The 25,837-nt window shown below is 66.3% G+C and carries 23 protein-coding genes; 8 read left to right on the top strand and 15 right to left on the bottom strand.

Annotated elements, in window-relative coordinates:
* From ABIB45_RS13835 to ABIB45_RS13810, 6 genes are all read right to left on the bottom strand, one after another.
* Positions 1–1,788 (bottom strand): polysaccharide deacetylase family protein, encoded by a 1,788-nt coding sequence (locus ABIB45_RS13835; protein ID WP_354216436.1) that lies wholly within the window; start codon positions 1,786–1,788, stop codon positions 1–3.
* Positions 1,789–1,846: 58 nt separating this feature from the next.
* Positions 1,847–3,619, bottom strand: coding sequence for a polysaccharide deacetylase family protein (locus ABIB45_RS13830; protein ID WP_354216435.1), 1,773 nt, complete (start codon positions 3,617–3,619; stop codon positions 1,847–1,849).
* A gap of 19 nt (positions 3,620–3,638) precedes the next feature.
* Positions 3,639–4,979 carry a glycosyltransferase family 2 protein gene (locus ABIB45_RS13825; protein ID WP_354216434.1) on the bottom strand — a complete coding sequence of 447 codons (1,341 nt, stop codon included), beginning with the start codon at positions 4,977–4,979 and terminating at the stop codon, positions 3,639–3,641.
* A gap of 2 nt (positions 4,980–4,981) precedes the next feature.
* Positions 4,982–5,542 (bottom strand): hypothetical protein, encoded by a 561-nt coding sequence (locus ABIB45_RS13820; RefSeq protein ID WP_354216433.1) that lies wholly within the window; start codon positions 5,540–5,542, stop codon positions 4,982–4,984.
* Between the two features lie 647 nt (positions 5,543–6,189).
* Positions 6,190–7,560 (bottom strand): 4-aminobutyrate--2-oxoglutarate transaminase, encoded by a 1,371-nt coding sequence (gene gabT, locus ABIB45_RS13815; protein ID WP_354216432.1) that lies wholly within the window; start codon positions 7,558–7,560, stop codon positions 6,190–6,192.
* Between the two features lie 105 nt (positions 7,561–7,665).
* Positions 7,666–9,096 (bottom strand): gamma-aminobutyraldehyde dehydrogenase, encoded by a 1,431-nt coding sequence (locus ABIB45_RS13810; RefSeq protein ID WP_354216431.1) that lies wholly within the window; start codon positions 9,094–9,096, stop codon positions 7,666–7,668.
* Positions 9,097–9,250: 154 nt separating this feature from the next.
* Here ABIB45_RS13810 and ABIB45_RS13805 point away from each other — a divergent pair, with 154 nt between their 5' ends.
* Entirely contained in the window at positions 9,251–10,687 is a 1,437-nt protein-coding gene (locus tag ABIB45_RS13805) for a PucR family transcriptional regulator (protein ID WP_354216430.1), read from the top strand.
* Positions 10,688–10,756: 69 nt separating this feature from the next.
* Here the strand turns inward: ABIB45_RS13805 and ABIB45_RS13800 are convergent, their stop codons facing one another.
* On the bottom strand, positions 10,757–12,352 hold the full coding sequence (locus ABIB45_RS13800) for a CYTH and CHAD domain-containing protein (RefSeq protein ID WP_354216429.1): 1,596 nt from the start codon (positions 12,350–12,352) through the stop codon (positions 10,757–10,759).
* Between the two features lie 135 nt (positions 12,353–12,487).
* On the opposite strand from ABIB45_RS13800, the gene ABIB45_RS13795 reads away from it, so the two are divergent.
* Positions 12,488–13,711, top strand: a complete 1,224-nt coding sequence (locus tag ABIB45_RS13795; protein WP_354216428.1) for an MFS transporter — start codon at positions 12,488–12,490, stop codon at positions 13,709–13,711.
* Positions 13,712–13,717: 6 nt separating this feature from the next.
* On the top strand, positions 13,718–14,398 hold the full coding sequence (locus ABIB45_RS13790; RefSeq protein WP_354216427.1) for a FadR/GntR family transcriptional regulator: 681 nt from the start codon (positions 13,718–13,720) through the stop codon (positions 14,396–14,398).
* A 257-nt stretch (positions 14,399–14,655) separates the two neighbouring features.
* Here the strand turns inward: ABIB45_RS13790 and ABIB45_RS13785 are convergent, their stop codons facing one another.
* A complete protein-coding gene (locus ABIB45_RS13785) occupies positions 14,656–15,192 on the bottom strand; it encodes a hypothetical protein (protein ID WP_354216426.1) in 537 nt (178 codons plus the stop codon).
* Between the two features lie 147 nt (positions 15,193–15,339).
* Here ABIB45_RS13785 and ABIB45_RS13780 point away from each other — a divergent pair, with 147 nt between their 5' ends.
* The 3 genes from ABIB45_RS13780 to ABIB45_RS13770 all read left to right on the top strand — a co-directional run bounded on the left by ABIB45_RS13780 (position 15,340) and on the right by ABIB45_RS13770 (position 16,988).
* Positions 15,340–15,627, top strand: coding sequence for a hypothetical protein (locus ABIB45_RS13780; RefSeq protein WP_354216425.1), 288 nt, complete (start codon positions 15,340–15,342; stop codon positions 15,625–15,627).
* Positions 15,628–15,630: 3 nt separating this feature from the next.
* Complete coding sequence (locus ABIB45_RS13775) at positions 15,631–16,458, top strand: DUF1206 domain-containing protein (RefSeq protein WP_354216424.1); 828 nt, start codon at positions 15,631–15,633, stop codon at positions 16,456–16,458.
* A gap of 77 nt (positions 16,459–16,535) precedes the next feature.
* Complete coding sequence (locus ABIB45_RS13770) at positions 16,536–16,988, top strand: SRPBCC family protein (protein ID WP_354216423.1); 453 nt, start codon at positions 16,536–16,538, stop codon at positions 16,986–16,988.
* 167 nt (positions 16,989–17,155) lie between these two features.
* Here the strand turns inward: ABIB45_RS13770 and ABIB45_RS13765 are convergent, their stop codons facing one another.
* The 3 genes from ABIB45_RS13765 to ABIB45_RS13755 form a co-directional block, all read right to left on the bottom strand.
* On the bottom strand, positions 17,156–18,622 hold the full coding sequence (locus ABIB45_RS13765) for an FAD-dependent oxidoreductase (protein ID WP_354216422.1): 1,467 nt from the start codon (positions 18,620–18,622) through the stop codon (positions 17,156–17,158).
* Between the two features lie 31 nt (positions 18,623–18,653).
* Positions 18,654–19,910 (bottom strand): uroporphyrinogen-III C-methyltransferase, encoded by a 1,257-nt coding sequence (gene cobA / locus ABIB45_RS13760; RefSeq protein WP_354216421.1) that lies wholly within the window; start codon positions 19,908–19,910, stop codon positions 18,654–18,656.
* 189 nt (positions 19,911–20,099) lie between these two features.
* The gene (locus tag ABIB45_RS13755; protein ID WP_354216420.1) at positions 20,100–20,723 is read right to left on the bottom strand and encodes a TetR/AcrR family transcriptional regulator; all 624 of its coding nucleotides are present in this window, start codon (positions 20,721–20,723) and stop codon (positions 20,100–20,102) included.
* Between the two features lie 61 nt (positions 20,724–20,784).
* Here ABIB45_RS13755 and ABIB45_RS13750 point away from each other — a divergent pair, with 61 nt between their 5' ends.
* Positions 20,785–21,288 (top strand): cupin domain-containing protein, encoded by a 504-nt coding sequence (locus ABIB45_RS13750; RefSeq protein WP_354216419.1) that lies wholly within the window; start codon positions 20,785–20,787, stop codon positions 21,286–21,288.
* A gap of 182 nt (positions 21,289–21,470) precedes the next feature.
* Here ABIB45_RS13750 and ABIB45_RS13745 read toward each other — a convergent pair whose 3' ends face one another.
* The 4 genes from ABIB45_RS13745 to ABIB45_RS13730 all read right to left on the bottom strand — a co-directional run bounded on the left by ABIB45_RS13745 (position 21,471) and on the right by ABIB45_RS13730 (position 24,553).
* Positions 21,471–22,436, bottom strand: a complete 966-nt coding sequence (locus tag ABIB45_RS13745) for an ABC transporter permease (RefSeq protein ID WP_354216418.1) — start codon at positions 22,434–22,436, stop codon at positions 21,471–21,473.
* Positions 22,426–23,151, bottom strand: a complete 726-nt coding sequence (locus tag ABIB45_RS13740; protein WP_354216417.1) for an ABC transporter ATP-binding protein — start codon at positions 23,149–23,151, stop codon at positions 22,426–22,428. The genes ABIB45_RS13745 and ABIB45_RS13740 overlap by 11 nt, the downstream gene beginning before the upstream one ends.
* A 41-nt stretch (positions 23,152–23,192) precedes the next feature.
* Complete coding sequence (locus ABIB45_RS13735) at positions 23,193–24,323, bottom strand: ABC transporter substrate-binding protein (RefSeq protein ID WP_354216503.1); 1,131 nt, start codon at positions 24,321–24,323, stop codon at positions 23,193–23,195.
* 74 nt (positions 24,324–24,397) lie between these two features.
* The gene (locus ABIB45_RS13730) at positions 24,398–24,553 is read right to left on the bottom strand and encodes a hypothetical protein (protein WP_354216416.1); all 156 of its coding nucleotides are present in this window, start codon (positions 24,551–24,553) and stop codon (positions 24,398–24,400) included.
* Between the two features lie 40 nt (positions 24,554–24,593).
* On the opposite strand from ABIB45_RS13730, the gene ABIB45_RS13725 reads away from it, so the two are divergent.
* Positions 24,594–25,835, top strand: coding sequence for an NAD(P)/FAD-dependent oxidoreductase (locus ABIB45_RS13725; protein WP_354216415.1), 1,242 nt, complete (start codon positions 24,594–24,596; stop codon positions 25,833–25,835).
* The last annotated feature ends 2 nt before the right edge of the window (positions 25,836–25,837 follow it).

Genomic DNA, 25,837 nt, shown 5'->3' with positions numbered 1-25,837 from the left:
TTAGGGCTTGGTCCAGCGGACGTCGTCGAAGTAGGCCTGCACTCCCGAGTTGCCCTGGACGATGACCTGCACGCTCGCCTTGGCCACAGTAGCCGTGCTGGGCGAGTACGTCAGGTCGACATTGGTCACGCCGGCGACCGCTACACCGAGCTTATACTGCCCGGAGATCCACTGCCCGGCGGCGTTGTACTCGTCGATGTAGAAGGCAACCTCACCGCTGGTTCGCGCCGCGACGTTGAGGTACCCGGCGATCTTGTAGCTACCGGGCGTCACCGCGACCTGCGGGGAGAACAGGTGCTTGTTCGCCGTGGTGGCGGTCAGCTTGACCGAGTTCACCGGGTTGGCCGGGCTCCCGTGGTTCGCTGCGTCGGCCACGATGGTGGCAGCCGAGTCAGTCGTCCAGCCCGAGCTGATACCGGCGTCGAACGTACCGTTGGCAACGAGGTTGGACGCCGGCGGCGGCGTCGCCTCAGCGCCGAGCGCCAGCATTTGCACGTTGTCCACGTAGGCCGTGATGCCGGTGCCGATCACCCAGATCTGCAGGCTCGCCGAGGCCACATTGGTCGAGCTCGGCGTGTAGGTGAAGTTCATCGACTCCACCCACCGCGTATTCTCCCGCTTGCGGAACTGCCCGGAGACCCAGGCTCCGGCGGCGTTGTACTCGTCGACGTAGAACCCGACCTCACCGGTGGTGATCGAAGCCACGTTGAGGAAGGCCTTGTACATGTAATTCGTCGTCGGCGACACGGGAAGTGCCGGCGAGAACAAGTGACCCGTCGTGGCGCCCGAGACCAGCTTCACCGACTTGGCGAAGTCGGGGTAGCTCCCGTTGTTCGCGGCGTCGGCGGTGATCGTCGCCGGGGCGTCGGTCCGCCAGCCATCGGCGATGCCGGTGTTAAACGTCGGGTTCGGCATCTTGTTCGGCGACCCATTCACGAGGCCCTTGCTGACGTTGACGTTCTTGATCTGGCCGGCCGTCACCTTCGTTTGCACGTAGGCGGCGAGCTCGCCCAGCTCCGCCGTGCCGTACTGATAGTCGTCCGGGACCCGGCTCGGGGTGGGCCTGATGTCGTGGAAGGTGAAGACGACCCACTGCTTGTTAGCGATCGCGGCGTCCACCTGGGCCTTCAAATTGGCGACCGGGGTGGTGACCTCCTGCACGGGGACATCACGGAGCAGGTAGTCACCGAGAGGCCAGATGTTGTTGCCCGTATCGGCAAAGCCGCGCATCGAGCTGTAGTACTTGGCCACCTGGGCGAGCGCCGACATGTCGTAGTCGCCGTATGGCGGCGCGAACGCGGTGGCAGTGATGCCCTGTGCCGCCAGCGCAGACCTGCTGTTGGCCAGCTCAGCGTCGACTTGGGCGGCCGTCAGCTTGGTGGCCTGGCAGTCGTTTCCAACGCTCACGAGGCACTGGTGGTCGACGGTGTGCGATCCAATCTCCCAACCGTAGGTGTCCCGCAGCTGCCTAACCTGGGCCCACGTCATATACGGCACATCAGTGTTGGCGCGGCAGGTGTTCGGCGCGGTTGTCATGCCGATGCAGTCGGTGATGACGTAGTTCGTGCCCGTGAGCCCGTACTTCTGCAGTGTGGGCGCGGCCTGCGTGAGCGCGCTGGCCATGCCGTCGTCGAAGGTGAAGGACACCAGCGGCCCGGGCGCGGGGTTGTCCACCGCGGCGTTCGCCACCCCGGGCGTCAGCAGAGCGGCGGCCATGGTCACCACCGCCACCCCGATGGTGGCGAGCCTGGCGCGCCCCCGCGCCATGCTGGATCTGGTTCTGGTCATGAGTTCATCCGTTCTTTTCGGGTGACCGACGTCGCCGGGTTGCCCCGCCGAATGGTGGTCACGGGCCTTGCAACTGCTTGAACGCCTGCGCGACCGGCTGGACTTGGATGCCACTTTTCGCCACGAGCTTCAGCTGCGCGGCGAGGACGTCGCTGGTGATGGTGCTCCGGTCCGCCGCGATAGTGCCTTCCTGGGTGCCGGTCGACTGGGGGGTCGCGATCTGGTGGTAGACGAGGATGAGCCAACCGTTCATTCGGGATGTCTCTGCGAGCGCTCCGGCCAAGGTCTCCGGCGTGGTCTCGTCGGTTATGTAAAGCACCTTCAAATCGTGCGGTTGGAGGTTCTGCCGCGTGTTGATGCCGTCGTCAGTCCCGCGCACGATGTTGAAGTACTTGCTCGCGTACCAGTCGACCTGGGGGTCGGACCGTCCGTACGGGGTTGCCAGGTCGTCGGTGCTGACGCCGGCAGCAGCCAGGACCTCCTCACTCTTCCGCAGCTGCTGGTCCAGCCGGTCGACCCCGATCGAGGTGAGATCGACATGTTCGAAGCTGTGTGCGGCGATCTCATGTCCGGCCGCGTGAAGCTGCTGCACCTCGGCGGCCGTGATGAAGTTCGGCGTTTCGATGGAGCTGGCATTGACGTACTGGGTGGACCGGAAGTTGTGCTCTTTCAGCAGTGGCAGGGCGCGGTCGTACACCGACTGCCAGCCGTCGTCGAACGTGATCGATACCATTGGCTGCCCCCAGCGCAGGGGTCCTGGCTTGGTGACGTCGATCAGCGAATAGTCGCGGACGCCGGTGGTGCCGTTCCCGTGCGACACCAGCGTGACCAACGCGGTCTTCGCTCCGTCGGGGACCTGGAACGACTCCCTGATCGTCGTCCACTCTCCCGCCGGCGGTATCGTCTCCAGGCTTCTGAACGCACGGCCACCGTTCGCGAGCTCGAACTCCGCCACCACGTCCACGTCGCGCTCGGACCGGTAGGTCGCGGCGAACTCGAAGTAGCGGTCGGTGGTCACCGGGACCGGCTCGTACTGCCACTTCGCTTCGCCGCTCGCGTAGTTCGAGGTGCGGGTCCAGAGGAAGCTGCCAGCCTGGTCCTCGCTTCGACCTGACTCCACGGTGGACAACCCGGAGGTGTACGTGGACCAGGAGGTGGGTTCGCCCGGCTCCGCACTTGCAAGCTTGGGGTTGGGGATGAGGTTCGGGCCTGTCGTTATGGCGGGCGCCACCCGGACGTCATCCGCCGCCTCGAGGTAGGCGCCCTCGACCCGGAGGGTCCCCTTAGACGTGAGCCGAAAGACGTACTCCACCGCGGTCGTGGTGTTTCCGCTATTAAACGCGTCGCTCACCGTGAACGGGGAATTCCCCGGTCGCTCGAGTGGGTTCCGCAGCTGCTCCAGAGTCGTGCTGCCGTCAGCGTGGTAATGGCGGGCCAGGAGCCTGAAGTCCTCGTCGCTGGAGGCAAACGCCTTGAACAGGTAGCTCTCACCGGGCTTTATATTCACCCGTGGACTAGTCAGGGTGACATCGCCAGAGACGTACCGGGGGATGTCGAGCTTCAGCGCCTGATCGTCCATCTGCCCCTTGACAAGCTCCAGCGAGGTCTGGGCATCCCCGGTGTGGCTGACGTTCCAGCCACCTACCGTTCCGGCGGGCGCCGACGGGCCAGACGGCACCGGAACGGCCGCGGCGGTCACCTGGAGCGCAGGGAACAGGTTCGCGCCGGGCCGCGCCTGAGCGATGATGCTCTTTCCACCGGTGTACATCAGCCACCCGGCAGTGATCATGACGACCAGCAACGTGATGACTACCAGCGGATTCAGCAGCACCCGGACAACCAACCGGCGCTTACGCGGCACGAGCTACCACCGCCGTACTGCCAGCCCGCTGAGGCGACTTCCATGTGTTGATCTCGGGACGCTGGAACAGGCCGCGCGAGCGCACGATGCAACGAAGCGCCGCTGTGAGCTGCACCAGGTCCATGATGTAAAACAGGAAGTACGCCGTCGGTGCGTAGATGGTCAGCCGGGTGCGTTCACGCGCAGTCAGGTTCTCATCCATCCAGATCGTCACCAGTGTGTAGGCGGTGATGGTCGCGTACGCACCAAGTAGCAGTGCGGGCGTCTGCGTGACCAGCGACCAGTAGACCGCGTACGTCCAGGCCAGGGGCGAGATGAGCAGCGTGAACTCGCTGAGCAGCGCCATCGGCATCCGATAGTAAGTCAGGGTGCCGGTGTACCGGCGGCTTGGGTTGAGAATCATGCCGCGGTACTTGATGAGGTTCTGGATGCTTCCGTACTTCCAGCGGTAGCGCTGCTTCGCCAACGCGCGGAGCGTGAGCACGCCCTCGGTCTTCGCCACCACGTCAGCGCCATAGACCATCCGGAAGCGCCGGTTGCCCAGGCTGGTGATTTTCGCGCTCAGGCCGATGTCCTCGGTCACGGTGTCCGTGTCGTAGAAGCCGACCTTGCGCAGCACGCGCATCCGATACGTGGAGGCCACCCCACCCACCACGAACTCGCAGTTCAGCAGCGAGTAAAGCTTCTTCGAGCGGTAGCCGATCATGTGCTCGAACCGCTGCAGGATGCCGAGCACCGTCGTCTCCTCCAGGATCTGCACGTTTGCGGCGACACCGGCCACGAACGGGTCGTCGAAGTAGGACAGCGCGTTCGCGATGGTGTCCGACGCGATGACCGAGTCGGCGTCGAGCGTCATCACGAACTGACCCCGCGCGTGCCGGCGAAGCGCCGAGTTGAGCGCAGCACCCTTGCCGACGTTCTTGCGCATCCGCACGATGCGCAGGTCCATGTCCGGGTGACGCACCTGGTAGTCGCGGACCAGCCGACCGGTGAGGTCGGCGGACGCGTCATCCGCTAGGAGGACCTCGAGGGAGCGGTGAGTGCTCCGCCGGATGGAGTCGAGCGTCCGAACAATCACCGCCTCTTCGTTGTGGGCGGCGATGACGATGGAGACCAGCCCGGGCACCTCGGGGAGGGCACGGCGGGTCCAGGTGGCTGTCGCCGCGCACTCCGCCCCGTATTGGGCTGGGAGCCGCACGCCCGTCATCCCCTTCCGCCGCTGTTGCCAGACGTCGTAGAAATTGGCGCCCACCATGTACAGGCCGAAGTGGATGACGTAGAGAATGCTGACGCCGGCGAACAGCCAGAACGTCACGAGCGCGATGTCCATGCTCAGGCCTCGGTGGAGTTGGTGGCAAGCGCGGTCACTTTCGCGGCGGACCGGTGCCCGGTCCGCCACTTGCGAGGCTCGTGGCGCGGCACGTTCACGGACGTGGCGACGGCGGCCGGCGCCTCGGCCGGCTGCAGGACCTGTTCGATCGTGGCGTTCGTGCCGGCGTCGATCGTCAGGGCGTTGACGAGCTCAGTGTGGACGAGCTTAGCGTCCTTCTCGGCCGCAGTGGGCCCGTACATGCTCAGGCGGACCTGTCCGGCGCCGGTCAGCCGGCCGGTGTCCGGCTGGACAAGGTCGATCACGGCCGTGGCGGTGGGCACAGCGGCGGCCGGATCGGCAGCGCTCGGCGCCAGGGTTTCGACGAGGGCCCTGCGAGCCTTGCGGGCGGCGCCGTGCCGATAGCTCCGGATGCCGACAAAGCGGAGGACCACAGTGAGGATCACCAGGCCCCACAGCACCACGCTCAGCTGAGACACGAAGCCGAGCAGGCTCTCGAACATCGCGCCATCCCGGCCGAAGGTCGCCTGTGCAACCACGGCGACGCTCTCGATATGCGTCATCGGAGTCCCTCCCCTGCGGGACCCGTGCAAGCGGCGGCGGTGCCGCTGGTCCGATCCTCGGTGTCCGTTGAAAGCTGAGTCATTGCATTTCCCCTGTCTCGGGCAAGGTGTTCATTGGCTTTGGGTCGTCGCTTCCGCTTCGGGGGCGTAGCCAGGTCGGCGTCCAAGGACCCTGTGTAGGTGGAAGTCCCTGTCGTCAGGCGCCTTCGGACGGCATCGTCTTTACCAGGCGGCTGACAGGAGTGGGAACTGGGCTCCGAGTTCTGAGGCCGGGCGGCGACGTATCAGGCCGGAAACATCGACGACGCTCCCCAATCTCGTCTCCGGTGTTTCGATACTGTCGCGCGGTTTCATGACGAGTCTCCTCAGAGTTGGGCCTTCCAGGAGCCGTTGACGGGCCCGTTGGTAGCTCCAAGTTACGTATCGTTCCGAACGCCAAACACGAGTAGCCGGTACTCTAAAAGATTCTTTCGGGTACTTACGGAAAGTGCCCTTGTAGGGCCCGGGAATTAGGTAGTTGCCCATGACTAGGGAGGGGGCATTAGGTACCTGCCCCAGGCGAGACCCCAGGACAACGAAAAAGGCAGCCCCCCCCGCATGGCGGGGGGCTGCCTTTTTCGTACTTACATGTGGATCTACTTACGCCCTTACACGTTGGCTTTGATGACCGCAGCCAGGACGCCCAGGCCGTCGCTCAGCAGTTCATCGGTGATGACCAGCGGCGGCAGGAGGCGGATCACGTTGCCGTACGTGCCGCAGGTGAGGATGACGACGCCTTCCTTGAGGCAGGCGTCGGCAACAGCTTTGGTAAGTTCCGGGTTCGGTGCCTTGGAGCCGGCCTGGACCAGTTCGATGGCCAGCATGGCGCCGCGGCCCCGGATGTCGCCGATGACGGCGGAACCGGCGGCGGCCAGTTCTGCCTGCAGTTCACGGAGCCGCCCTGTGGCGAGCTCCTCGATGTGGCGGGCCCGCCCGGCGAGGTCGTATTCCTCCATGGAGCCGATGGCCGCCAAGGCCGCGGCACAGGCCACCGGGTTGCCGCCGTAGGTGCCGCCCAGGCCGCCCGGGTGGACGGCGTCGAGCAGATCGGCGCGGCCGGTGATCGCGGACAGCGGCATGCCGCCGGCGATGCCCTTGGCCATGGTGATGATGTCCGGGACAACGCCTTCGTGGTTCACGGCGAACCACTCACCAGTGCGGCAGAAGCCGGACTGGACTTCGTCGGCAATGAACACGATGCCCTTGTCCTTGGCCCAGTCAGCCAGTGCCGGGAGGAACCCGTCGGCCGGGACAATGAAGCCGCCCTCACCCTGGATCGGTTCGATGATGATCGCAGCGACCTGGTCGCCGCCGATCTGCTTTTCGATCATGGTGATGGCCCGCTGTGCGGCCTCGGCACCGGTGATCTTCGGGTTTTCCTCGCGGTACGGGTAGCTCATCGGCATGCGGTAGACCTCGGGCGCGAACGGGCCGAAGTTGGTTTTATACGGCATGGCCTTGGCGGTCAGTGCCATGGTCAGGTTGGTGCGGCCGTGGTAGGCGTGGTCAAAGGCGACGACGGCGTCGCGCCCCGTGGCCAGGCGCGCCACCTTGACGGCGTTCTCCACTGCCTCGGCACCGGAGTTGAACAGCACGGTCCGCTTCTCGTGGTCACCGGGGGTGAGCCGGTTCAGCTGCTCGGCGAGGGCAACGTAGCTCTCATAGGGGGTGACCATAAAACAGGTGTGGGTGAAGTGCCCCACCGCTTCCTTCACGGCCCCGACGACGGCGGGATCGGACGCGCCGACGCTGGTCACCGCGATGCCCGAGCCGAGGTCGATGAAGGAGTTGCCGTCTACGTCATGGATGATCCCGCCGTCGGCATCCGCCACATACACCGGGACACTCGAGGCGACGCCGGCGGCAACCACGGCCCGGCGGCGTTCGGTCAGGGCAATGGACTTGGGGCCCGGGAAGTCGGCCTGAACGCGGCGCTTCTGCTCCAGGCGGAAGGTGATTTCACTTGCTGTGGTGCTCACGGGAGTCTACTTTCTTTACTGAATGGGCCCCCGCCGGCAGGGTTCCCTGGCCGAAGCGAAGCGAGGTTAGGGCGCCGGTGGGGAGGCTCAACCACCGGGAAATGGTTAGGCGTCGAGGGCGGACATCACGTGCTTGATGCGCGTGTAGTCTTCCACTCCGTACATGGAGAGGTCCTTGCCGTAGCCGGACTGCTTGAATCCGCCGTGGGGCATTTCGGCGGTGAGGAGGATGTGGGTGTTGATCCAGACGGCGCCGAAGTCCAGGTCGCGGCTCATCCGCATGGCCGTGCCGTGGTCGGACGTCCAGACGCTGGAGGCGAGGGCGTAGTCGACGTCGTTCGCCAGCTCCAGAGCCTCCGCCTCGGTGCTGAATTTCTGCACCGTGATGACCGGGCCGAAGGTTTCCTTCTGCACGATGTCGTCTGTCTGCCTGGCGCCGGTGACGATGGTGGGTTCGAAGAAGAAGCCTTTCTCCCCCGCGCGGTGGCCGCCGGTGACAATTTTGCAGTTCTCCGGGAGGTGCTCCACCACGGAGGTGACGGCGTTGAAGTGGTTCACGTTGTTCAGCGGGCCGAAGTAGTTGTCTTCATCGTTCTGCGAGCCGGTGTGCAGGGTCTTGGTGTGCTCCACCATGGCTGCCACCACGTCGTCGTGGACCGAATCCTCCACGAGCACCCGGGTGATGGCGGTGCAGTCCTGGCCCGCATTGAAGAACGCGAATTCGGCGATGGCCGCGGCGCTCTTTTTGATGTCCGCGTCCTTGAACACGATGGCCGGGGCCTTGCCGCCGAGTTCCAGGTGGGCGCGCTTGAGGCCCTTCGCGGCGCCGGAGGCCACGGCGATGCCGGCCCGGACCGAACCGGTGATGGAGACCAGGCCGGGGACCTTGTGCTCCACCATCAGGGCGCCGGTTTCGCCGGTTCCCAGCACCACGTTCAGCACACCGGCGGGGAGGATTTCGCCGGCCAGCCGGGCCAGCACCAGAGTGGATTCCGGCGTGGTGTCAGAGGGCTTGAGTACCACCGTGTTGCCGGCGGCGAGGGCGGGTCCGATCTTCCAGATGGCCATCAGGAAGGGGTAGTTCCACGGTGCCACCTGGGCCACCACGCCGATAGGTTCGCGGCGGACGAAGGAGGTGTGGCCTTCGAAGTATTCGCCGGCGGACTTGCCTTCCAGGATGCGGGCCGCCCCGGCAAAGAAGCGGAGCTGGTCGGCGCCGGCGGCGATTTCCTCGGCAGCGATCAGGCTGCGGACCTGGCCGGTGTTGCGGTGCTGCGCCTCCACCAGTTCGTCGCTGTTGGCTTCGACGGCGTCGGCAAGCTTGAGGAGCATCAGCTGGCGCCGCCCCGGGGTGACGTGCTTCCAGCTCTTGAAGGCATCCTTGGCGGCGGTCATGGCGGCGTCGACGTCTGCCTGCACCGAGACTGGTGACTTCGCCACCACATCACCGTTGGTGGGATTGACGATGTCCAGCAGGCCGGTGCCGGCCGGGGTGACAAACTCACCGTTGATGAAGTTCTGCAAGGTCTGAACCACGATGTACAACCTCTTTCAGGGAAAAACCAGAGCCGGCGCGATGTTTTCGGCTGCTCTGAGCCTATGCCCCAGCCCCGCACCAGGGAATAGCCACCTGCACACCGTTTGGGCCCAGGCTTAGTGCGGTCGGCCAACGCCTGGCTATCCTTGAGTTATGGCCATTTCCCTCGCGATGCTGCTCGGCGTGCAGTCCCTCGGCCTGTCCAGGGCTGGCCTGGCTGAAACCACCTGGCACCACGACATCAACTGGGTGGCCGTCACGGAACTGGAGGATCCGCAGCGCTTCCTCAACGGCGGGGAACTCGTCCTGACCACCGGCATGCGGCTGCGGTCCGCGCCGGAGCAGAGGCGGTTCGTCCGCCAGGTCCAGCGCGCGGGCGCTGTGGGGATCGGGTTCGGCACCGGGTTAACGCACGACGATGTTCCGCCGGCCCTGATTGCCGAGGCCAACCGCTGGGGGCTTCCGGTGGTCCGGGTCCCCTACGAGACGCCGTTCATCGCCATCGGAAAGCTGGTGGCCGACGCGCAGTCCGCCGATCATGTAGCCAAGCTGGAGCGGCTGATCGCCGGCCACCAGGTTCTGGCGCGAGCGCTCCTCACCGGCGGCGGCCTGGGCCAGCTCCTGAAACACCTCGGCGGCATGCTTCGCACCGACGTTGCCCTCACCCAGTTCACCGCCCATCTCTACAACAGCAGCACCGAACCGCCCGCGGCAGACACCTGGGCCTCCTTCCCGATTCCCACCGGCCGCCGCGATGCCTGCACCCTGTGGGTCCGCCAGCCCTTCGAGGATTCCGGCATCATCGGCTACGCCCAGAACCTGATCAGCGTGGAGCTGAACAACATGGGCAAACAGCGCCAGGCCCGGCGCGCCCTGTGCGGCCAGGTCCTGGAGGACGTCATCCACGGCGCTCTGGAGACCAGCGAGGCCCAGCGCCGGCTGGCGGGCGTAGGCCTGAACAGCACCCGCAGGAACGTGGTGTTGCTGGCGGTTTCCGCCGCGCATCACAAGGCCCTGGTGACCACCTCCGTGCCGCAGGTTCTGGAGAACGCGGCGGCCGCCGTCGTCGGGCAGGACCTGGTGGTTGTGGTGCACGACGACGGCGGCGCGGCGCCTGCGCTGGCGCGGCAACTCAGCGACCACCTGGCCGAGGCGGGGATCCACGCGACGATCGGCATCGGCGGCGCGTACATGAAGCCGAACGGCCTGCGCTGGAGCTATTTCGAGGCCCGGGACGCGGCCAGCCATGGCCTGCCGGTGAACGAACCGGAACGCCTGAGTTTGACGTCGCTGCTGCTGGCCAGCGAAGACGTCCCCCTGGCTGACATGGCCAACGAATCCCTGAGTCCGCTGCGTACCTTTGATGCGGCCCACGGCTCGGAGCTGATGACCACGCTGGAAAGCTACCTCACCAACAACGGGTCAGTGGCCGCCGTCGCCGAAGCCCTGACCCTGCACCGGAACACCGTCCGCTACAGGCTGGCACAGATCACCGAACTGACCGGCTACGACCCCGCCGTCACGGCGGACCGGGTGCAGCTGTGGCTCGCCCTGGCCGTGGCCAGGCTCGGCGCCCGGCAAGGCGGCTGACCTCCCTAACTACCTAACCAACTGCAACGCGGGGTCACTCCACGCCCAACAATGCCCCTCCAGGCGGCGTTATCTGACCCCGCGTTGCAGGAGGTGGCGGGACTCTTTGCGGGCTTTCCAATACTTGGCTTCGGCCTCAGCTGCCAGCTGGACCTGCCGGGCGTGGAGCGTGACGTAGGCCGAGGCGATGTCGTTGGAGAGGTCCGGGGCCGCGGTGAGCCTGGCGAGCAGGTCGCGGGCCACCACACTGTCCTGAAAATCGCCGAGGATCTTCTGCTGGCGCTGCGCGGCTTTGGCAATCTTCCTGGCGCGTTTGCCGTGCACGGGGACTACGGATTCCGCCACGTGCCGCAGCCGTTTGGCATCCTTGCGGACCTGGTGGAGGGCGGTCTCGTGCTGGGTTCCCCGGCGGGCACGCTTGGCCGTCCGGGCCGCGCGCTGCAACCGTTTGGCGGCTTTGCCTGCGATTTTGCCCGAAGCTGTGCGGGCCGGTGCTGCGGCGTCCGGCCGGACCGGAGGATGATCCCGGAACGCTTCGAGGTCATCCAGGAGCCGGAAGTACCGTTCGGAAAGCAGCGCTTTCTGGAGTTTCCGGTAGGCGGTGTCCAGGGCATTGCCGAGTTCCTGTTCCAGCCTGTCCGCCGCAGCCTTCGAGGCAGGCTCCGGGTGTAGCTCCGCCGCGTGCCCGCGGAGCCGGCCAAGCATCACTTCGGCGTCGCGCGGCGATCCCAGCACCTGCCCGAGCCATTTCAGTTCCTCGCGGAGCCGCCGCACGGTGACGGCGCTGTAGAGCCGCCGGTAGGCCGCGAGCACAGACCGGGCGCGGCGGGCGGCCGAGCGAAGGTTATGCACCGCTTCGGGCCCCTCCAGCCGCACGCCGGGATCGTGCGCCAGGATTTCGCTGATCTGCGCTGCCAGGTAGGCGATAGCAAGGTCCGAAACCGGTCCCTTCCTGCTTGGCGGTTTGGACGCCGGGCCGGGGGCCTGGGCTTCAGGGCCGGCCGCCGTGACCGCTCCCCGCAGGGCTTTCGCCAGCTTGGAACCGTGCCCGGCCGGGCGGGCCCCCGCGGCGGCCAGGATCTCCCCGGCGGCTGGGAACAGGTCCTGGCTGCCGTGCACCAGTTCGAGTTCCCACTCCCGCCACTGCTGTGGCTGGCGTTCCGCACCGGGCTCGGCGGTGCTTCCGAGGATCTGGGCGCTGACGCGGTCATCGGCCAGGTCCGCGAGGTGGACACCGTCGTCACCATAGAGCGGGTAGGTGGTGCGCCTGGTTTCCAGCCGGACCACCGGCGCAGGGGCGTCGCCACGGAGGTACGCCAGCACGTGTGCCAGCAGGCTGTCAGGCACGACGCCGGGCTGGCCCAGCGGGGCATGAAGCTCGCGGCGGCGCTGGGGTCCTGAAGCCGAGCCGGCGCTGCCCGAACCCTCGAAGTTCTCCAGAGGCAGCTTCAGGTGCCAGCCGGCGTCGGACCCTCCAGTGCGGCGGCGGAGCGTGATGCCGCGGGCTGCGAGGGCATGGCGCTCCGTGTCGAAGTAGACAGCTTCCAGGGTATCCTCGTGTGGTTCCCCCACGCGGGCCACACCTGGGACTTCCGCGAGGTCCGGCACTCCGGCGTCATCGCCGACGACGTACTTCTTTTCGACCTCAACTTCCCGGGAAGACATGCTCAGCCGTCCTTCCTTTTGGCTGGGGCCCACGGCTTAAGTTGGGCTGGCCCGAGTCTAATGCCCACATGAACAGCCGGGAGAGGTTCGCCACAGAACCCTAGACATCAAACGTCTAACGTCTAACCTTATGTAATGCCCGCCGCCGTTTCCGCAACCCCTGCCCTGGAATCCTCACCGCCCAAGCCGCGGTCCGCCGTCGTCCTCGGGGTCCTTGCGCTGGTGCTCATCGGATTGAACCTGCGCGCCGGGATTGCCGGCGCGTCTGCCCTCCTGCACGATCTGCAGCAGGTCCTGGGCTACGGACCGCTGGTGGCGGCCATCATTCCGTCCATCCCAACCCTCTGTTTTGCGGTGGCGGGGGCGGCAACTTCCTGGCTGACCGGACGGCTGGGTGTTGAGAAGGCCATCCTGCTGGCACTGGCATTCCTGGCCGGCGGGCTGCTGCTGCGCGGCATCCCTGCGACGGGCATGCTGCTGGCGGGCACGGTGATTGGGATGTCCGGCCTGGCGGTCTGCAACGTGGCGATGCCGTCGTTCATCCGCGAGCACTTTGCCCACCACACCTCGATGATGACGGCGCTGTACACCGTGACCATGACCACCGGCGCCACTGTCACAGCCGTGGCGGTGGTCCCGATGGCGCTGGCGCTCGGCTCACCCTCCTCAGCGATTGGCACGATCGGATTCCTGGCAGTGGCGGCGTTCCTGGGTTTCCTCCCCATGGTGCTGCACACGCACCGGAACCGCGTCCGCAGCACGGCAGCCCACATCTCGCCGTGGCCCCTGCTGCGCACCCGGAAAGGCCAACTGCTAACCGCGATCTTCACCCTGCAGGCGCTGCTCGCCTATGCGCTCATCAGCTGGTTCCCCTCGATGCTGATCAGCATGGGCCTCAATGCGGCGGACAGCGGCCTGCTGTACGCGCTGATGCAGCTGGTTTCAGCGCCCGCCGGCATGGTGATCATCGCCATCGGCTCGCGGCCCGGGATGCTGCGGCCGGCTCTGTACATTGTCAGCCTGATCATGGTGGCCGGCCTGGCGTCGCTGCTGTTCCTGCCCGTGGGCCTGGCCGTCATCCCCACTGTCCTGCTCGGCTTTGGCCTGGGCATTTTCCCGCTGGTGATGGTGATGATCAGCCGCAGCGGGACAAGCACCGCCGAAACGACGGCCCTGTCCACGCTGGCGCAGTCCACCGGCTACCTGCTGGCCACGGCGGGCCCCTTCGGCGCCGGCCTGCTGTACGGCAGCACCGGGAGCTGGACCCTGCCGGTGGCACTGCTCCTGGGCCTCGCGGTGGTCCAGGTTATGGTGGCCCACCTGATCTCGCGCAGCCCCATCGCCGCCCGGAAAAGGTAGGATTCCATGACCCTGAGCACTTCGCACCGCCAGCCCCTCGCCGACGAGGTCACGGCCAAACTCCGGCTGATGATCCACTCGGGCGAATGGCCGCTGGACCAGCGCATTCCCTCAGAGACTGAACTGGTCCAGGGCCTGGGCGTCTCCCGCGGCACGCTCCGCGAAGCCATCAAGGCCCTGGCCCACAGCGGGATGCTGGAAGTCCGCCGCGGCGACGGCACGTACGTCCGGGCCACCAGCGAAATCTCCGGCGCCGCCCGCCGGATTTATCAGGACCACACCGACGAACACATTCTCGAAGTCAGGCTCGGCCTGGACACGCAGGCCGCCCGCCTCGCCGCCAGGAATGCAACGGCCGACGACGTCTCCGCCCTGCGTGCCGTGCTCGCCACCCGGGAGGTCGCCTGGAACGCGGCCGACTTCGAGGGGTGGGCCCGGGCGGACTGGGACTTCCACGCGCATGTGGCCCAGGCGTCCGCGAACCCGCTGCTGCACGAGCTCTACGTCAGCTTCGGCGACGTGTTCCACCAGGATATGCTCAATCAGCAACGCAGGGGCCGCCTGGATGGACTGACGAACGAGGGCCACGGCGCCCTGGTGGATGCCATTGAGGCCCACGACGCCGCCGCCGCCGTGGCCAGCGTCAGCCAGAACCTCAACTCCTGCGCGGAGTGGCTGCGGGCGTAGTCCAGCCTTTTGCTTCGGCCCCAGCCAGGTTGCGCGCCGAGCCCGCCTGACGGCCTCGCGGATTTCGCGCCGGCTCTTCAATGTCGACGCGCACATTCCCGGGCGCACTGGCTATATCAGGTGCGCCGGCGAATCTGCGCATCTCAGGCACATCTGTGCATCCCAGGCAACACGCACGACGGCGGCCCGGCACCCACGTGCCGGACCGCCGTCGCGCCTTATCGCGTTGAGAGCTGCTGCGGGTGCGCCGTAAAACGCTACGGGCGCAGCCCCGCGAACACATTTTTGGGCCGCTGCATCTCGCCGTGCTTGGCGCCGAGGATGATCACGGCGCCGGCGAAGGCGGGGATGGCCCACTGAAGGATTTTGAGCTGCTGCTGTGCCGTCTTCAGCTCATCGGACGCCTGCGGGCTGGGCTCAGTGGCGCCCCGCGCACCCTCGTCCGCGAGCTTCTCCACCTTCTTGCCGAGGATGCCCGCGTACAGTGTCACGGCCGCGCCCGCCACCGTGACTGCCGTCTTGACCACAGTGTCGCGGGCCACGCCGTCCTGCTTGGCGATACGGTCCTTGTTCTCCCAGGCAATGGCGAGGTCGGCCGCCAGATGGGAGGCGAAGGCCGCCGTCTGGACCGGGGCCCACTTCATCCAGCCTTCACTGGAGAGACGGGTACGTTCGGCCGGGTCCTTGGCCTCCGCAGCCGCCCCATTCAGCCCGATAGCGCCCATCAGTGACCCGCCGAACCACGCCGCAGCCGTCAGGTCGTGGACGGAGCGGGCAATAAGATTTCCTGCCATGGTGTATTCCTCACGTTGTACTGGTTCCGAAATGCCGCTGGTGCGGTCTAACTGGTCCCTTGTAGGTCAAGCTCATGCCATCGTAAGCACACTTACTAATGTTACGAAACCCTGTCTTCAGCAGCGGATACGCGTAACATCGTCGCCATGGGAACAGGGACGTTGTTCGGCTGGGCGTTTGGCGACCCCGTCCGGGAAAATGACGGCGGTGACTTGGCAGGCCTGGAACGCGAAGCCTCGGAGAACGCCAGGGCGACGGCCCAGGCCAAGGGGGTCGCCGTGGTCTCGGGCTCTGAAGTCCTCTCCGCACTGAGTGCGGACGACAGCCTCGCGGAACTGGATCACGCCCCGGGCAAGCTGGTGGTACGCTGCACAATCCATGTTGAGGGTCCCGGCGCCGGCAAGCTGCACGCAGAGGGGCCCATGAACGGCTAGGCCATGGCAGACGGGGAATCCAGCATCAGGGAGGCGGCAGACGCCGTCGAGGAAGCGTCGGATACCAAGGCGCTGGACATTGTGGCGCGCTCAGGATTCGCGGTGATGGCCCTGCTGCACATCATCGTCGGTGCCATTGCCATCTCCCTTGCCTTCGGGCAGCCGGGCCAGGCGGAAGCTACCGGGGCCATCGGGCAGCTGGCCGCAAACCCGTGGGGACCGGCTGTGCTGTGGTCGTGTGTGGTGGGTTGCTCCGGTCTGGCGTTGTGGCAGCTGAGCGAAGCCACTGTCCGTGCCCGGCACTTGCCCCGGGCGAAACGGCTCGGGAAGCTGGTCTCCTCCGGATTTCTGGCCGTTGCCTACGGGAGCGTGGGGCTCAGCTTCGCGGGGTTCGCCGTCGGCATGCGAGGCGATTCGGGCGACACCACACGTGATTTCAGCACCGCAATCCTGAACACGCCATTCGGGCTGCCTGTGCTGGTGGCACTCGGCCTGACCATCATGGGCGTGGGCATCTACTTCGTGATCAAGGGGCTGCGGCGCGGGTTCAAGGAAGAACTTTTCCGCTTTGAGGGCACCCGCCGCGGAAAACTGATCGATTCCCTGGGTGTCACAGGGCACGTGGCCAAAGGCATCGCGCTCAACTTGGCCGGGCTGCTCTTTGTCATCGCCGCCGCGAAGCACACCCCTGAAGAATCCACCGGGCTTGACGGCAGCCTGAAGGCACTCCGCGACCACCCGTTCGGCCCGTATCTGCTCGTCGCGATCGGGGCCGGCTTCATCTGCTACGGCCTCTTCGCACTGGTCCGGGCCCGGTTCGGGCGGATGTGACCACGGATGTGGCCGGCGCGGCTGCGTGCAGGCCCTGCCGGGCGTGCCAAGTCCCACCACCGAACGAAGGAACGCAAATGTCCACCGTGAACCGTTTATTCAACTCCCCGGCCGAGGATGTCTGGAACGTGATCGCCGCCGGGTGGCTGTACTCGGGCTGGGTGGTGGGCGCGTCACGGATCCGGGCCGTCGACGCGCACTGGCCCGGACCCGGCTCAAGGCTCCACCACTCCGTGGGCGCCTGGCCGCTGGTGATCAACGACAGCACCCGGGTGTCCGCCGTCGAATCCGGCCGCTCGCTCGAACTGGTGGCGCGGGGGTGGCCATTGGGCGAGGCCAAAGTGGTGATCACTTTGGAGGACCTGGGCACCCAATGCCGCGTCACCATCGCCGAGGACGCCATCCGCGGACCCGGCAAGCTGGTGCCGAAAGCGGTCCGAAACCCCCTGATCGACCTTCGGAACCGCGAGACGCTCAAGCGGCTGGAACTGATGGCCGCAGGCGGGGCGGGACGCTCAGCCGGGCGTTGAACGCCACGCCGCTTTAAAGCAACGCGGCGTCACTTACGGCCCAATAAACCCCCTTCGGGTGGGCAGGAAGTGACCCTCCCCACCCGCACCCTAGCCTCGCGAGCTCGGCCAGGGAACCCTGCGGGCGTGGGCCCCGTTGCACTGTTTTGTCCGGAACGGCGCAGGCTTTAGACGGAGGCAGCTACGCCGTCCCGGGAGATGGCAACCATGTCCTCGCGCGGCACCACCTTGATGCGCTCACGCTTGACCTCAACGCCGTGCGATCCGCCAGCCTCGGTGGCTGCGGCACCCAGCGCCAGCTCATGGGCGTCCAGGGCCAGCCAGCCTTCCCAGCTGGTGAACATCACGCCGCGGGCGTCCAATAGTTCGACGACGGCGTCCGCCTCGGGTGCCTCGGCCACCGGAAGGTTTTCGCGGTCTTCCAGCAGGTAGGTCACGGTTTCGAGTGCGTCGCCCTTCGTGTGGCCGATGAGACCGACAGGTCCGCGCTTGATCCAGCCGGTGGCGTAGATGCCCGGCACATGGGTGCCGGCGGCATCCAGGACGCGGCCGCCGTCGTTCGGGACAACACCCTTCTTGTGGTCGAATTCGATCTCCGGCAGGGCGGAACCGAAGTAGCCGATGGCCCGGTACACGGCCTGGACCGGGTAGTCCACGAACTCGCCGGTGCCGCGGGCGTTGCCGGTGCCGTCCAGCTCGGTGCGCTCGAACTTCATGCCCGCAACGCGGCCGGGGGTGTCGGCGTCGTCGTAAATTTCAACGGGGCTGTGCAGGAAGTGCAGGTGCAGGCGGCGGGAAGCCGTGAGCTCGGAAAGGTCCTCGGGCTGCTCGGCGATCCAGTTGGTGAGGGTGCCCACCATGGTTTTGGTCTGGTTGTTGCTCTGGATCTGGCGGTCCGATTCCTCGTCGAACTCGAAGTCCTCGGCGTAGAGGATGATGTCCACGTCCTTGGAATGGGACAGCTCGCGGAGCTCCAGCGGGGTGAACTTCACTTGAGCGGGGCCGCGGCGGCCGAAGACGTGGACGTCCGTGACGGGCGAGTCCTTCAGGCCGGCGTAAACGTTGTCCGGAATTTCCGAAACCAGCAGGTCATCGGCGTGCTTGGACAGGACACGGGCCACGTCCAGGGCCACATTGCCGTTGCCGATCACGGCGATTTCCTTGGCGTCCAGCGGCCAATCGCGGGACACGTCCGGGTGTCCGTCGTACCAGGAAACAAAATCCGCGCCGCCGTATGAGCCGTCCAGCTCGATGCCGGGGATGTTCAGGTCCGCGTCCTTGATGGCGCCGGTGGCGAAGATGACGGCGTCGTAGTGGGTGCGGAGGTCCTCGATGGAGAGGTCCGTGCCGTAGTCCACGTTGCCGAAGAACCGGATGTCGCCGCGGTCCAGGACCTTGTGCAGGGCGTTGACGATGCCCTTGATGCGCGGGTGGTCCGGGGCCACGCCGTAGCGGATCAGGCCGTAGGGTGCCGGGTAACGGTCAAAGAGGTCGATGCTCACGGTCAGCTCGCCGCTCTTGACGGCTTCGCTCTTGGTGAGGATGTCCGCGGCGTAGACGCCGGCCGGGCCGGAGCCCACAACGGCAACGCGCAGCGGACGCTCGGCAGATCCTACGGAGGTGCTTGATGACACGGCTGTGTTCCTTTTGTTCGTTCCGGCCCGACTAGGTGGTCAGGACTCGGGGGCTGTTCGGGGCGATGGTGCTGTAATTGGCGGTCCTGAAGTGCGACGGCGCGAACGGGCTGACGCGGACGACGTCGCCAATCACAATCACGGCAGGATTTGCGACGCCGGCGGCTTCCGCCTGGTCAGCGATGGAACCGAGGGTGCCAATCGTCACGCGCTGATTAGGCAAATAGCCGTTTTCAACAATACCAACCGGGGTGTCCGCGGGCAGACCGGCTGTGCCCAGGGCGGACGCCGACTCCCGCAACTGGCCCACACCCATCAGCAGCACAATGGTGTGGTCCGCCCGGGCCGGGACCTCGGAGAGTTCCTCGTGGCCGGTGACCACACTGAAGCCCTTGGCCAGGCCGCGGTGGGTCACGGGGATGCCGGCCGCCGCGGGAACGGAGATCGCGGACGTAACGCCGGAGACCACTTCCACTTCGACGCCGTGCTGGCGGCAGTATTCGGCTTCCTCGCCGCCGCGGCCCAGCACAAACGGGTCGCCACCTTTGAGCCGGACCACGCGGTGGCCTTTGAGCGCCTCGTCCACCAGGATCCGGTTGATCTCAGCCTGCGGTACAGGGTGATGGCCGGGGGTCTTGCCTACTTCGACCACGCGGACGTCCGGTGCGAGATCGTTAAGCAACTCGCGTGGGCCGAGGCGGTCCGCGACCACAACGTCGGCCTGGCCCAGGAGCCGGCGGCCTCGGACGGTGATGAGGCCGGTGTCGCCGGGGCCGCCGCCTACGAGGGCGACGGACCCACGGTGGGCCCGACGTCGACGCAGCGGGAGGTCGCCGGTTTCCAGCGCGGTAGCGACGGCATCGCGCAGGGCCATGGCGCGGCGCGGGTCTCCCCCGGCGTTCACGGCGATGTGCACATCATCAACTACAGCGACGGCGGGAGTCCACGCGGCGGAGGCTTCGTGGTCGGAGGCGTTGACGCACCAAACCCGCTGCGCCTCGGCGTCGGCCGCTACCTGGGTGTCCACTGCGGAATCCCCGGTGGCCGTCTGGGCGAACCAGACGCCGTCGATGTCGGTGCAGAGGTAAGTGCGCTGCGTCCAGGTGAGGAGGCCGGCGTCGGCCAGTTCGCGGAGCGCGGCCGAGGCAGCGGGAGCCACGACGGTGACCTGTGCGCCGGCGTCGAGCAGGCCCTTGGCGCGGCGCGAAGCCACGGGGCCGCCGCCCACCACCAGCACGGGACGGCCGAGCAGCCGCAGCGCCGTGGGGTAAATATCCTGGATTGCCATGGATCAACGGTAGGGCCGCGGCACATTCACTAACAACGACGCGGAAACACCAGTTCACGCGGGGTAATCCTGCGTCACATTGCGAGCTGGCGTGGCAGGGGTGCCGTCGTGGGGCACATTGAAGGTGACTGAACCCCGCAGCGGCTCGAGGTGCGGCGTGTCCGTGTCAAAGCGCCCCGGTTAGGCGCATTATGAGGCGGGCGGCGGTCCTTGCGTCAAAGCCTGATTAAGGAGAGCGTTGGCCGACCATCGCATCGATGCGACGGCATCCGCCCTGCTCAGTCCGCCCACATCGGTCAGCCAGACCAAGGATTCGATTCCGATGGCGCTGCGCACCGCCAGCACTAGCCGATGAATCTCATCGTCGGACAGGTCTCCCTGCAGCGGGGCCAACGCCTCGGTAATCCACGCGATGGCCCGTCCCTGACGCAACGGCAGGCTCCGCTCCTGTCCATCGGCCGGCTCCAGCGACAGTCGAAGCATGGTCCGCTGCTGGGCCTCGGTTTCCAGGATCATGCCAGTGAATTCGACAACCACGGCGTCCAGCCGTTCCGCCACCCCTTCAGGCGGATCAGCCGGAAGCATCGATGTACGCGCGGTTTCCGGGTGGGCGGCAGCCAGCAGTTCCCGCTGGCCGGGAAAGTAGCGGTAGGCCGTGCTTCGGGCGATCCCAGCTGCCTGTGCCGCCTCATCAACAGTGGGTGAGATCCCGGCGGCGACGAGGCTTCGGGCAGCGTTCACCAGAGCGTCGCGTGTGCGGTGCTTCTGGCTGGTTCTCCCGCCGTCGGTATAAGGCCTTGACACGGTTCTCATGGTACATCAGTCTTGTTATGGGACATCAATCCCACGAGTCTAAATTATCGGGGCGATCAGCATGGATTCGACGAATGAGCCAGTAGTTCGCCAGCCTGGCGAAGGCGATAAACGGTGGTTTTTCGGCGGCGGCGTGCACACGTGGAAGGCAACGCGTGACGAGACAGCGGGCGCGTTCCTGCTTTTCGAGGACGCGATGGCCCTCAACAAGGTCACCCCGCTGCATACCCATCCGCACTCCGACGAGACACTGTACATCTTGGCCGGGGAGATCCTGCTGAACATGGACGGGACCGAGCACCGGCTGGCCGCAGGCGGGATGGCCATGGCTCCGCGGGGTGTTCCGCATGCCTTCAAAGTGCTGCAGGACGGTACGCGGATGCTGTGCCTGCAAACCCCAGGTGCGGCCCAGTCCTTCTATGACGGCGCCAGCGAGCCACTCGGCGACCATGACGCCGCCGGTGTCGTTGACTTTGACCGGATCCGTGAATCAGGGCGGCTGAACGGCGGCATCGAGATCTTGGGACCACCGCCGTTCCCCTCACCTTGGCCCGTTGGGACCTGACCTTTGGTGGCGGGCCACGGTCGGACGCCGTCGCGGGGCACATTGAGGGTGATCGGCCGCCGCAGCGGCCCGAGCTGCGGCGTGTCCGAGTCAAAGTGCCCCGGTTCGGCAGCCGGAAGACAGCAGAGCCCGACGGCGGGACTAGCCGTTGGGCTCTGCGTGAAGCTGGTGTGCCGAAAGGGTTAGCGGGTGCTGCCGGCGAGGAGGCCGCGGCTGCGGAGGAGGCGCTTCTCGATCGGCGCGAACACCAGAAGCTCGATCAGGATACCGACGGCCAGGATCAGCAGGATCGCGGCCATCACGATGGTCATGTCCGACAGGTCGCGGCCCTGGTTTAGCATGGAGCCCAGGCCGAAGCCGATGGTCCCGCCGACTGCGATGATTTCCGCGGCCATAAGGGACCGCCACGAGAACGCCCAGCCCTGCTTGAGGCCACCGAGATACCCGGGCAGCGCGGCCGGCAGGACGATCTGCAGGGCCATCTGCAGCCGGTTCGCACCCAGGACTGTGCCCACGCGGCGGTACTGCGGCGGGATCTGGTCCACGCCGGAGATCAGGCCGTTGATGATGGACGGAATCGCACCCATAAACACCACGAAGTAGACAGTGGCGTCGGTCAGGCCGAACCAAATGATCGCGGCCGGCACCCAGGCCACGGATGGCAGGACCTGCAGTCCTGAAATCAGGGGTCCGAAGGCGCGGCGCAGCGGGGCAACCTGGGCGAGCAACAGCCCGACAGGAGTGGCGATGGCCACGCTGATCAGGAACCCCACGATCCCGCGTTCCAGCGAAGTCCACACAGCGTCCTGCAGTTTGGCGTCGCCCCAGAGGACACCGAGCTGGCCGAGCACGTCGAGCGGCCCGGGGATCTGGTCGCGCCGTTTCAGGCCAAGAGAGACGTAGAACTGCCAGATCAGGATCAGGACAGCCAGTGCGCCCACCGGCAGGAGCACGCGGCTCCAGTCGATCCGGTGCTTGCGGGCAGCGTCAGACTGGAGCGAATCGAGCCCGGCCTCCAGCTCACGCAGGTCCTCATGCCCGGTGGAGGTTCGGGTCAGTGCCGCAGTGATGTGCCTGGTCTCGACAAGCTCAACCACCGGCTTGGTCTCGACCGGTTCAACCACCGGATTGGGGAACTTACTTGGCATGGCGGCGAATCTCCTCACGCAGCCGGGCGGTGATGACCCCGGTCAGCTGTCCGGCCAGGCCGGCGTCGGTTCGGTGTTCCTCGGTGACGGCCCACTCCTGGACCACCCGGCCGGGGCGGGACGACAGCAGCAGCACGCGCTGGCCGAGCCGGACAGCCTCACGGACGTTGTGCGTGACAAAGACGATGGTGCGCCCTGTTTCCTTCCAGATGCGTTCCAGCTCGTCGTGGAGGAGGTCGCGGGTGATGGCGTCGAGGGCAGCGAAGGGCTCGTCCATCAGCAGCAACTGCCGGTCCTGCGACAGCGCCCGGGCGAGGGCCACGCGCTGGCGCATGCCGCCGGAGAGTTCATGCGGACGTTTGTCCCCTGCCTCGCCAAGGTGCACCAGGTCCAGCAGTTCACCGGCTTTACTCCGGCGTTCAGCCTTCCCCACCCCGCGCATTTTCAGGGCCAGCTCGATGTTCTCCCGCGCGGTCAGCCACGGGAAGAGCGCGGCGTCCTGGAACATAAACGCGGCACCGTCGCTGGGTACTTCGAGGGCGCCCGACGTCGGGACCTCCAGTCCCGCCATGATGTTCAGAAGCGTGGATTTCCCGCAGCCGGAGGCGCCGAGGAGCGCGACGAACTCGCCCGCGCCGATGGTGGCGTTGACATCCTCCAGCACCGGGGCGCCGTCGCCGAAGCGCTTGCCCAGCTGTTCCAGTACGACTGGCATGGTCCCGTCCTTAAATAAGGGGTGATGCGGTGGCTGCGCGGTCAGTCCTGGCCGAGGTCAGCGGCGGAGATGGAACCCCCGGTGACTTCGTTCAGGGCGCGGAGGTCGAACAGTCCGGTGATGTCGGCCTGCTTGGTGGTGCCGGCGTCTGCGCCGTCCTTAAGCAATTTGGGATAGGTTCCGGCGAGCGGGTCCACGGTGAAGATGACGTTCTGCAGCGAGCGTTCCAGGACATCGGCGGGAAGTGCTGCGCCCGCCGATTCCTGCAGGGCGGAGTTGATGACGCTGGACTTTTCCCCGGCGGGAGCTGTGTTCAGCCACGCCACTGACTCGGCGTGGCCGCGCAGCAGTGCTTTCACGGTGTCCGGGTGTGCGGCGGCGAACTGCTTGTTCACGATCAGGATGGTGGTGGGGAACTCGCCGGCGTTGCCGGACAGCGAACCGTCCCAGAGATCCTTTTCATCCACCAGGACCTTGGCTCCGGCCTGGAGCACCAAACGGGACGCCCACGGCTCAGGCAACCATGCGCCGTCGAGCTTTCCGTCCTGGAACAGCTTCAGCGTCTGCGCGTTCTCCGTGGGGTTGATGGCCACGTCCCCGCTGCCATCAACATTGGTTTTGTAGCCCTGCGCGGACAGCCACGCCCGCAGTGCCACATCCTGCGTCCCGCCAAGCTGCGGCGACGCCAGGATCTTGCCCCTCAGATCCGCGGCGGAACTAATCTCCGGGCGCACCACCAACTGCGCGCCGCCCGCGGCCGCACCGGCGATGATGCTCACCGATTCGCCTCGGCTCTTGACGAACGAGTTGATCGCCGGGTTCGGGCCGATATAGGTGGCGTCGATGGCGCCGGCATTCAGGGCCTCGATCGCGGCAGGCCCGGCATTAAAAGTCTCGGTGCTGAGCTTGGTGTTCCCCAGGTTGCGGGCAAGTATCCCCTGCTTGACCCCCACCAGTGCCGGCGCGTGGGTCAGGTTTCCGAAGTAGCCCAATTTCAATTCTGCGGCCGGCGTGGGCGCCGGAATCGCAGCCTCTGCCGACGCGTCCCGGGAAATATTGGAGGCCACCACGGCACCAACGGCAATCAGTAAGACGAGTCCGATGGCCAGGGCAGCCTCGATGGCACGCTTGCGACGGGGTACTGCGCTTTCGCCTGCCACGATGCGGGTCATCCCGGGCTTGGAACTTGTCATGGTTTCACCATAGGGAGTGGCATAAACCCATTCAATGAAGCAGAAACGGGGGGTCACGCGGGTTCACGCGGCGTCACATTGCCGACGCCGGAGGACGCGGCCAACAGCCGGGTCAGTCCCGCTTCGACGGTGATGAGCTGCCACAGTTTGTGGCGAACCTTGACGGGGTGCGCGGCTTCTCGTCCAGGATCAAGGCGAAGAGACCCCATGGCACTGTTCCACCGGCTTCAGGTGGAGTAGGTTGCACGGATGGAACACACATACCAGGTCATCGTGGTCGGGGGCGGCTTCGCAGGCAAAACGGCCGCCAAAACACTGGGTCGCAAGGGCGTGAACGTCCTGCTTGTCGACGCCAACAACTACCACCAGTTCCAGCCGCTCCTCTATCAGGTGGCGACATCCCAGATCGGGGTGTCGGCTATTGCCCGGCCGCTTCGGTCCGTCTTCCGGCGCGTCCGGAAGGTGCGGGTGCTGACCGCGGAAGTGGCAGGGATTGATGCAGCCAACCGAACCGTGAGCACCGTCGATGGTGACACGTTCGAGGCGCAGATTCTGGTCATCGCGCCAGGCGCAGTCCCGAACTTCTTCAATACCCCGGGCGCCGAGGAACATGCCTTTCCGCTGTATTCGGTCACCGACGCGACCCGGCTGGGAACCAGGCTCACCCACCTGCTGGACGTCGCGGATCGGGAGTCAGGAGGCTCCGTCGACGTCGTCGTCGTCGGCGGCGGCCCCACGGGTGTGGAAACCGCCGGTGCCATGGCGGAAACCGTAAAGTTCGTGGTGCCGAAATACTTTTCGCCGGAGCTCGCAGGCCGGTGCCGCGTCCACTTGGTAGACATGGTTCCGACTGTCTTGAGTGCCTTTTCGGTGAAGTCGCAGGAGTACACCAAGAAACGCTTGACTAAGATGGGCGTCCAGCTCCACTTGGGGGTCGGCGTGACAGAGGTCAGGGCCGACGGCGTGACGCTGGCCGACGGGACGGCCATACCAACCCGTGTGGTGGTGTGGGCCGGTGGCCTGAAGGCCGGCGACATCATTGCCCGCTCGGGCGTGCCGCAGGGCAAGGGCGGACGCGTCGACGTCAAACCGGACCTGACTGCGCCCGGCGTCGAGGGCGTGTACGTCCTCGGTGACGCCGCCAACATGACCGATTCCACCGGGACAAGATTGCCGCAGCTGGGTTCCGTCGCGCAGCAGGCAGGGAAATGGGCTGCGGGCAACATCTATGCCGACCTCACGGGCGGTACCCGGCGGCCTTTCAAATATCTTGACAAGGGGTACATGGCGATGATCGGCAGGGGCGCGGCGGTTGCTGAAATCGGGCGCCAGCGAATCCAACTTCAGGGTCCGCTCGCCTTCGTGTCCTGGCTCTTGGTCCACCTGGCGCTCCTGTCCGGATTCCAGCAGAAGGTGCGGGCACTGTCTTCCTGGCTGACCGGTTATATCACCCACAGTCCCGCACAAGTGGTGGTCGGCCGGCCGGATTAACT

Origin of the sequence: Arthrobacter sp. UYCo732, assembly GCF_040547265.1 — a bacterium.
Taxonomy (GTDB): Bacteria; Actinomycetota; Actinomycetes; order Actinomycetales; family Micrococcaceae; genus Arthrobacter.
Note: the sequence above shows the minus strand (reverse complement) of the source record. Positions and strands in the feature narration are given on the sequence as shown.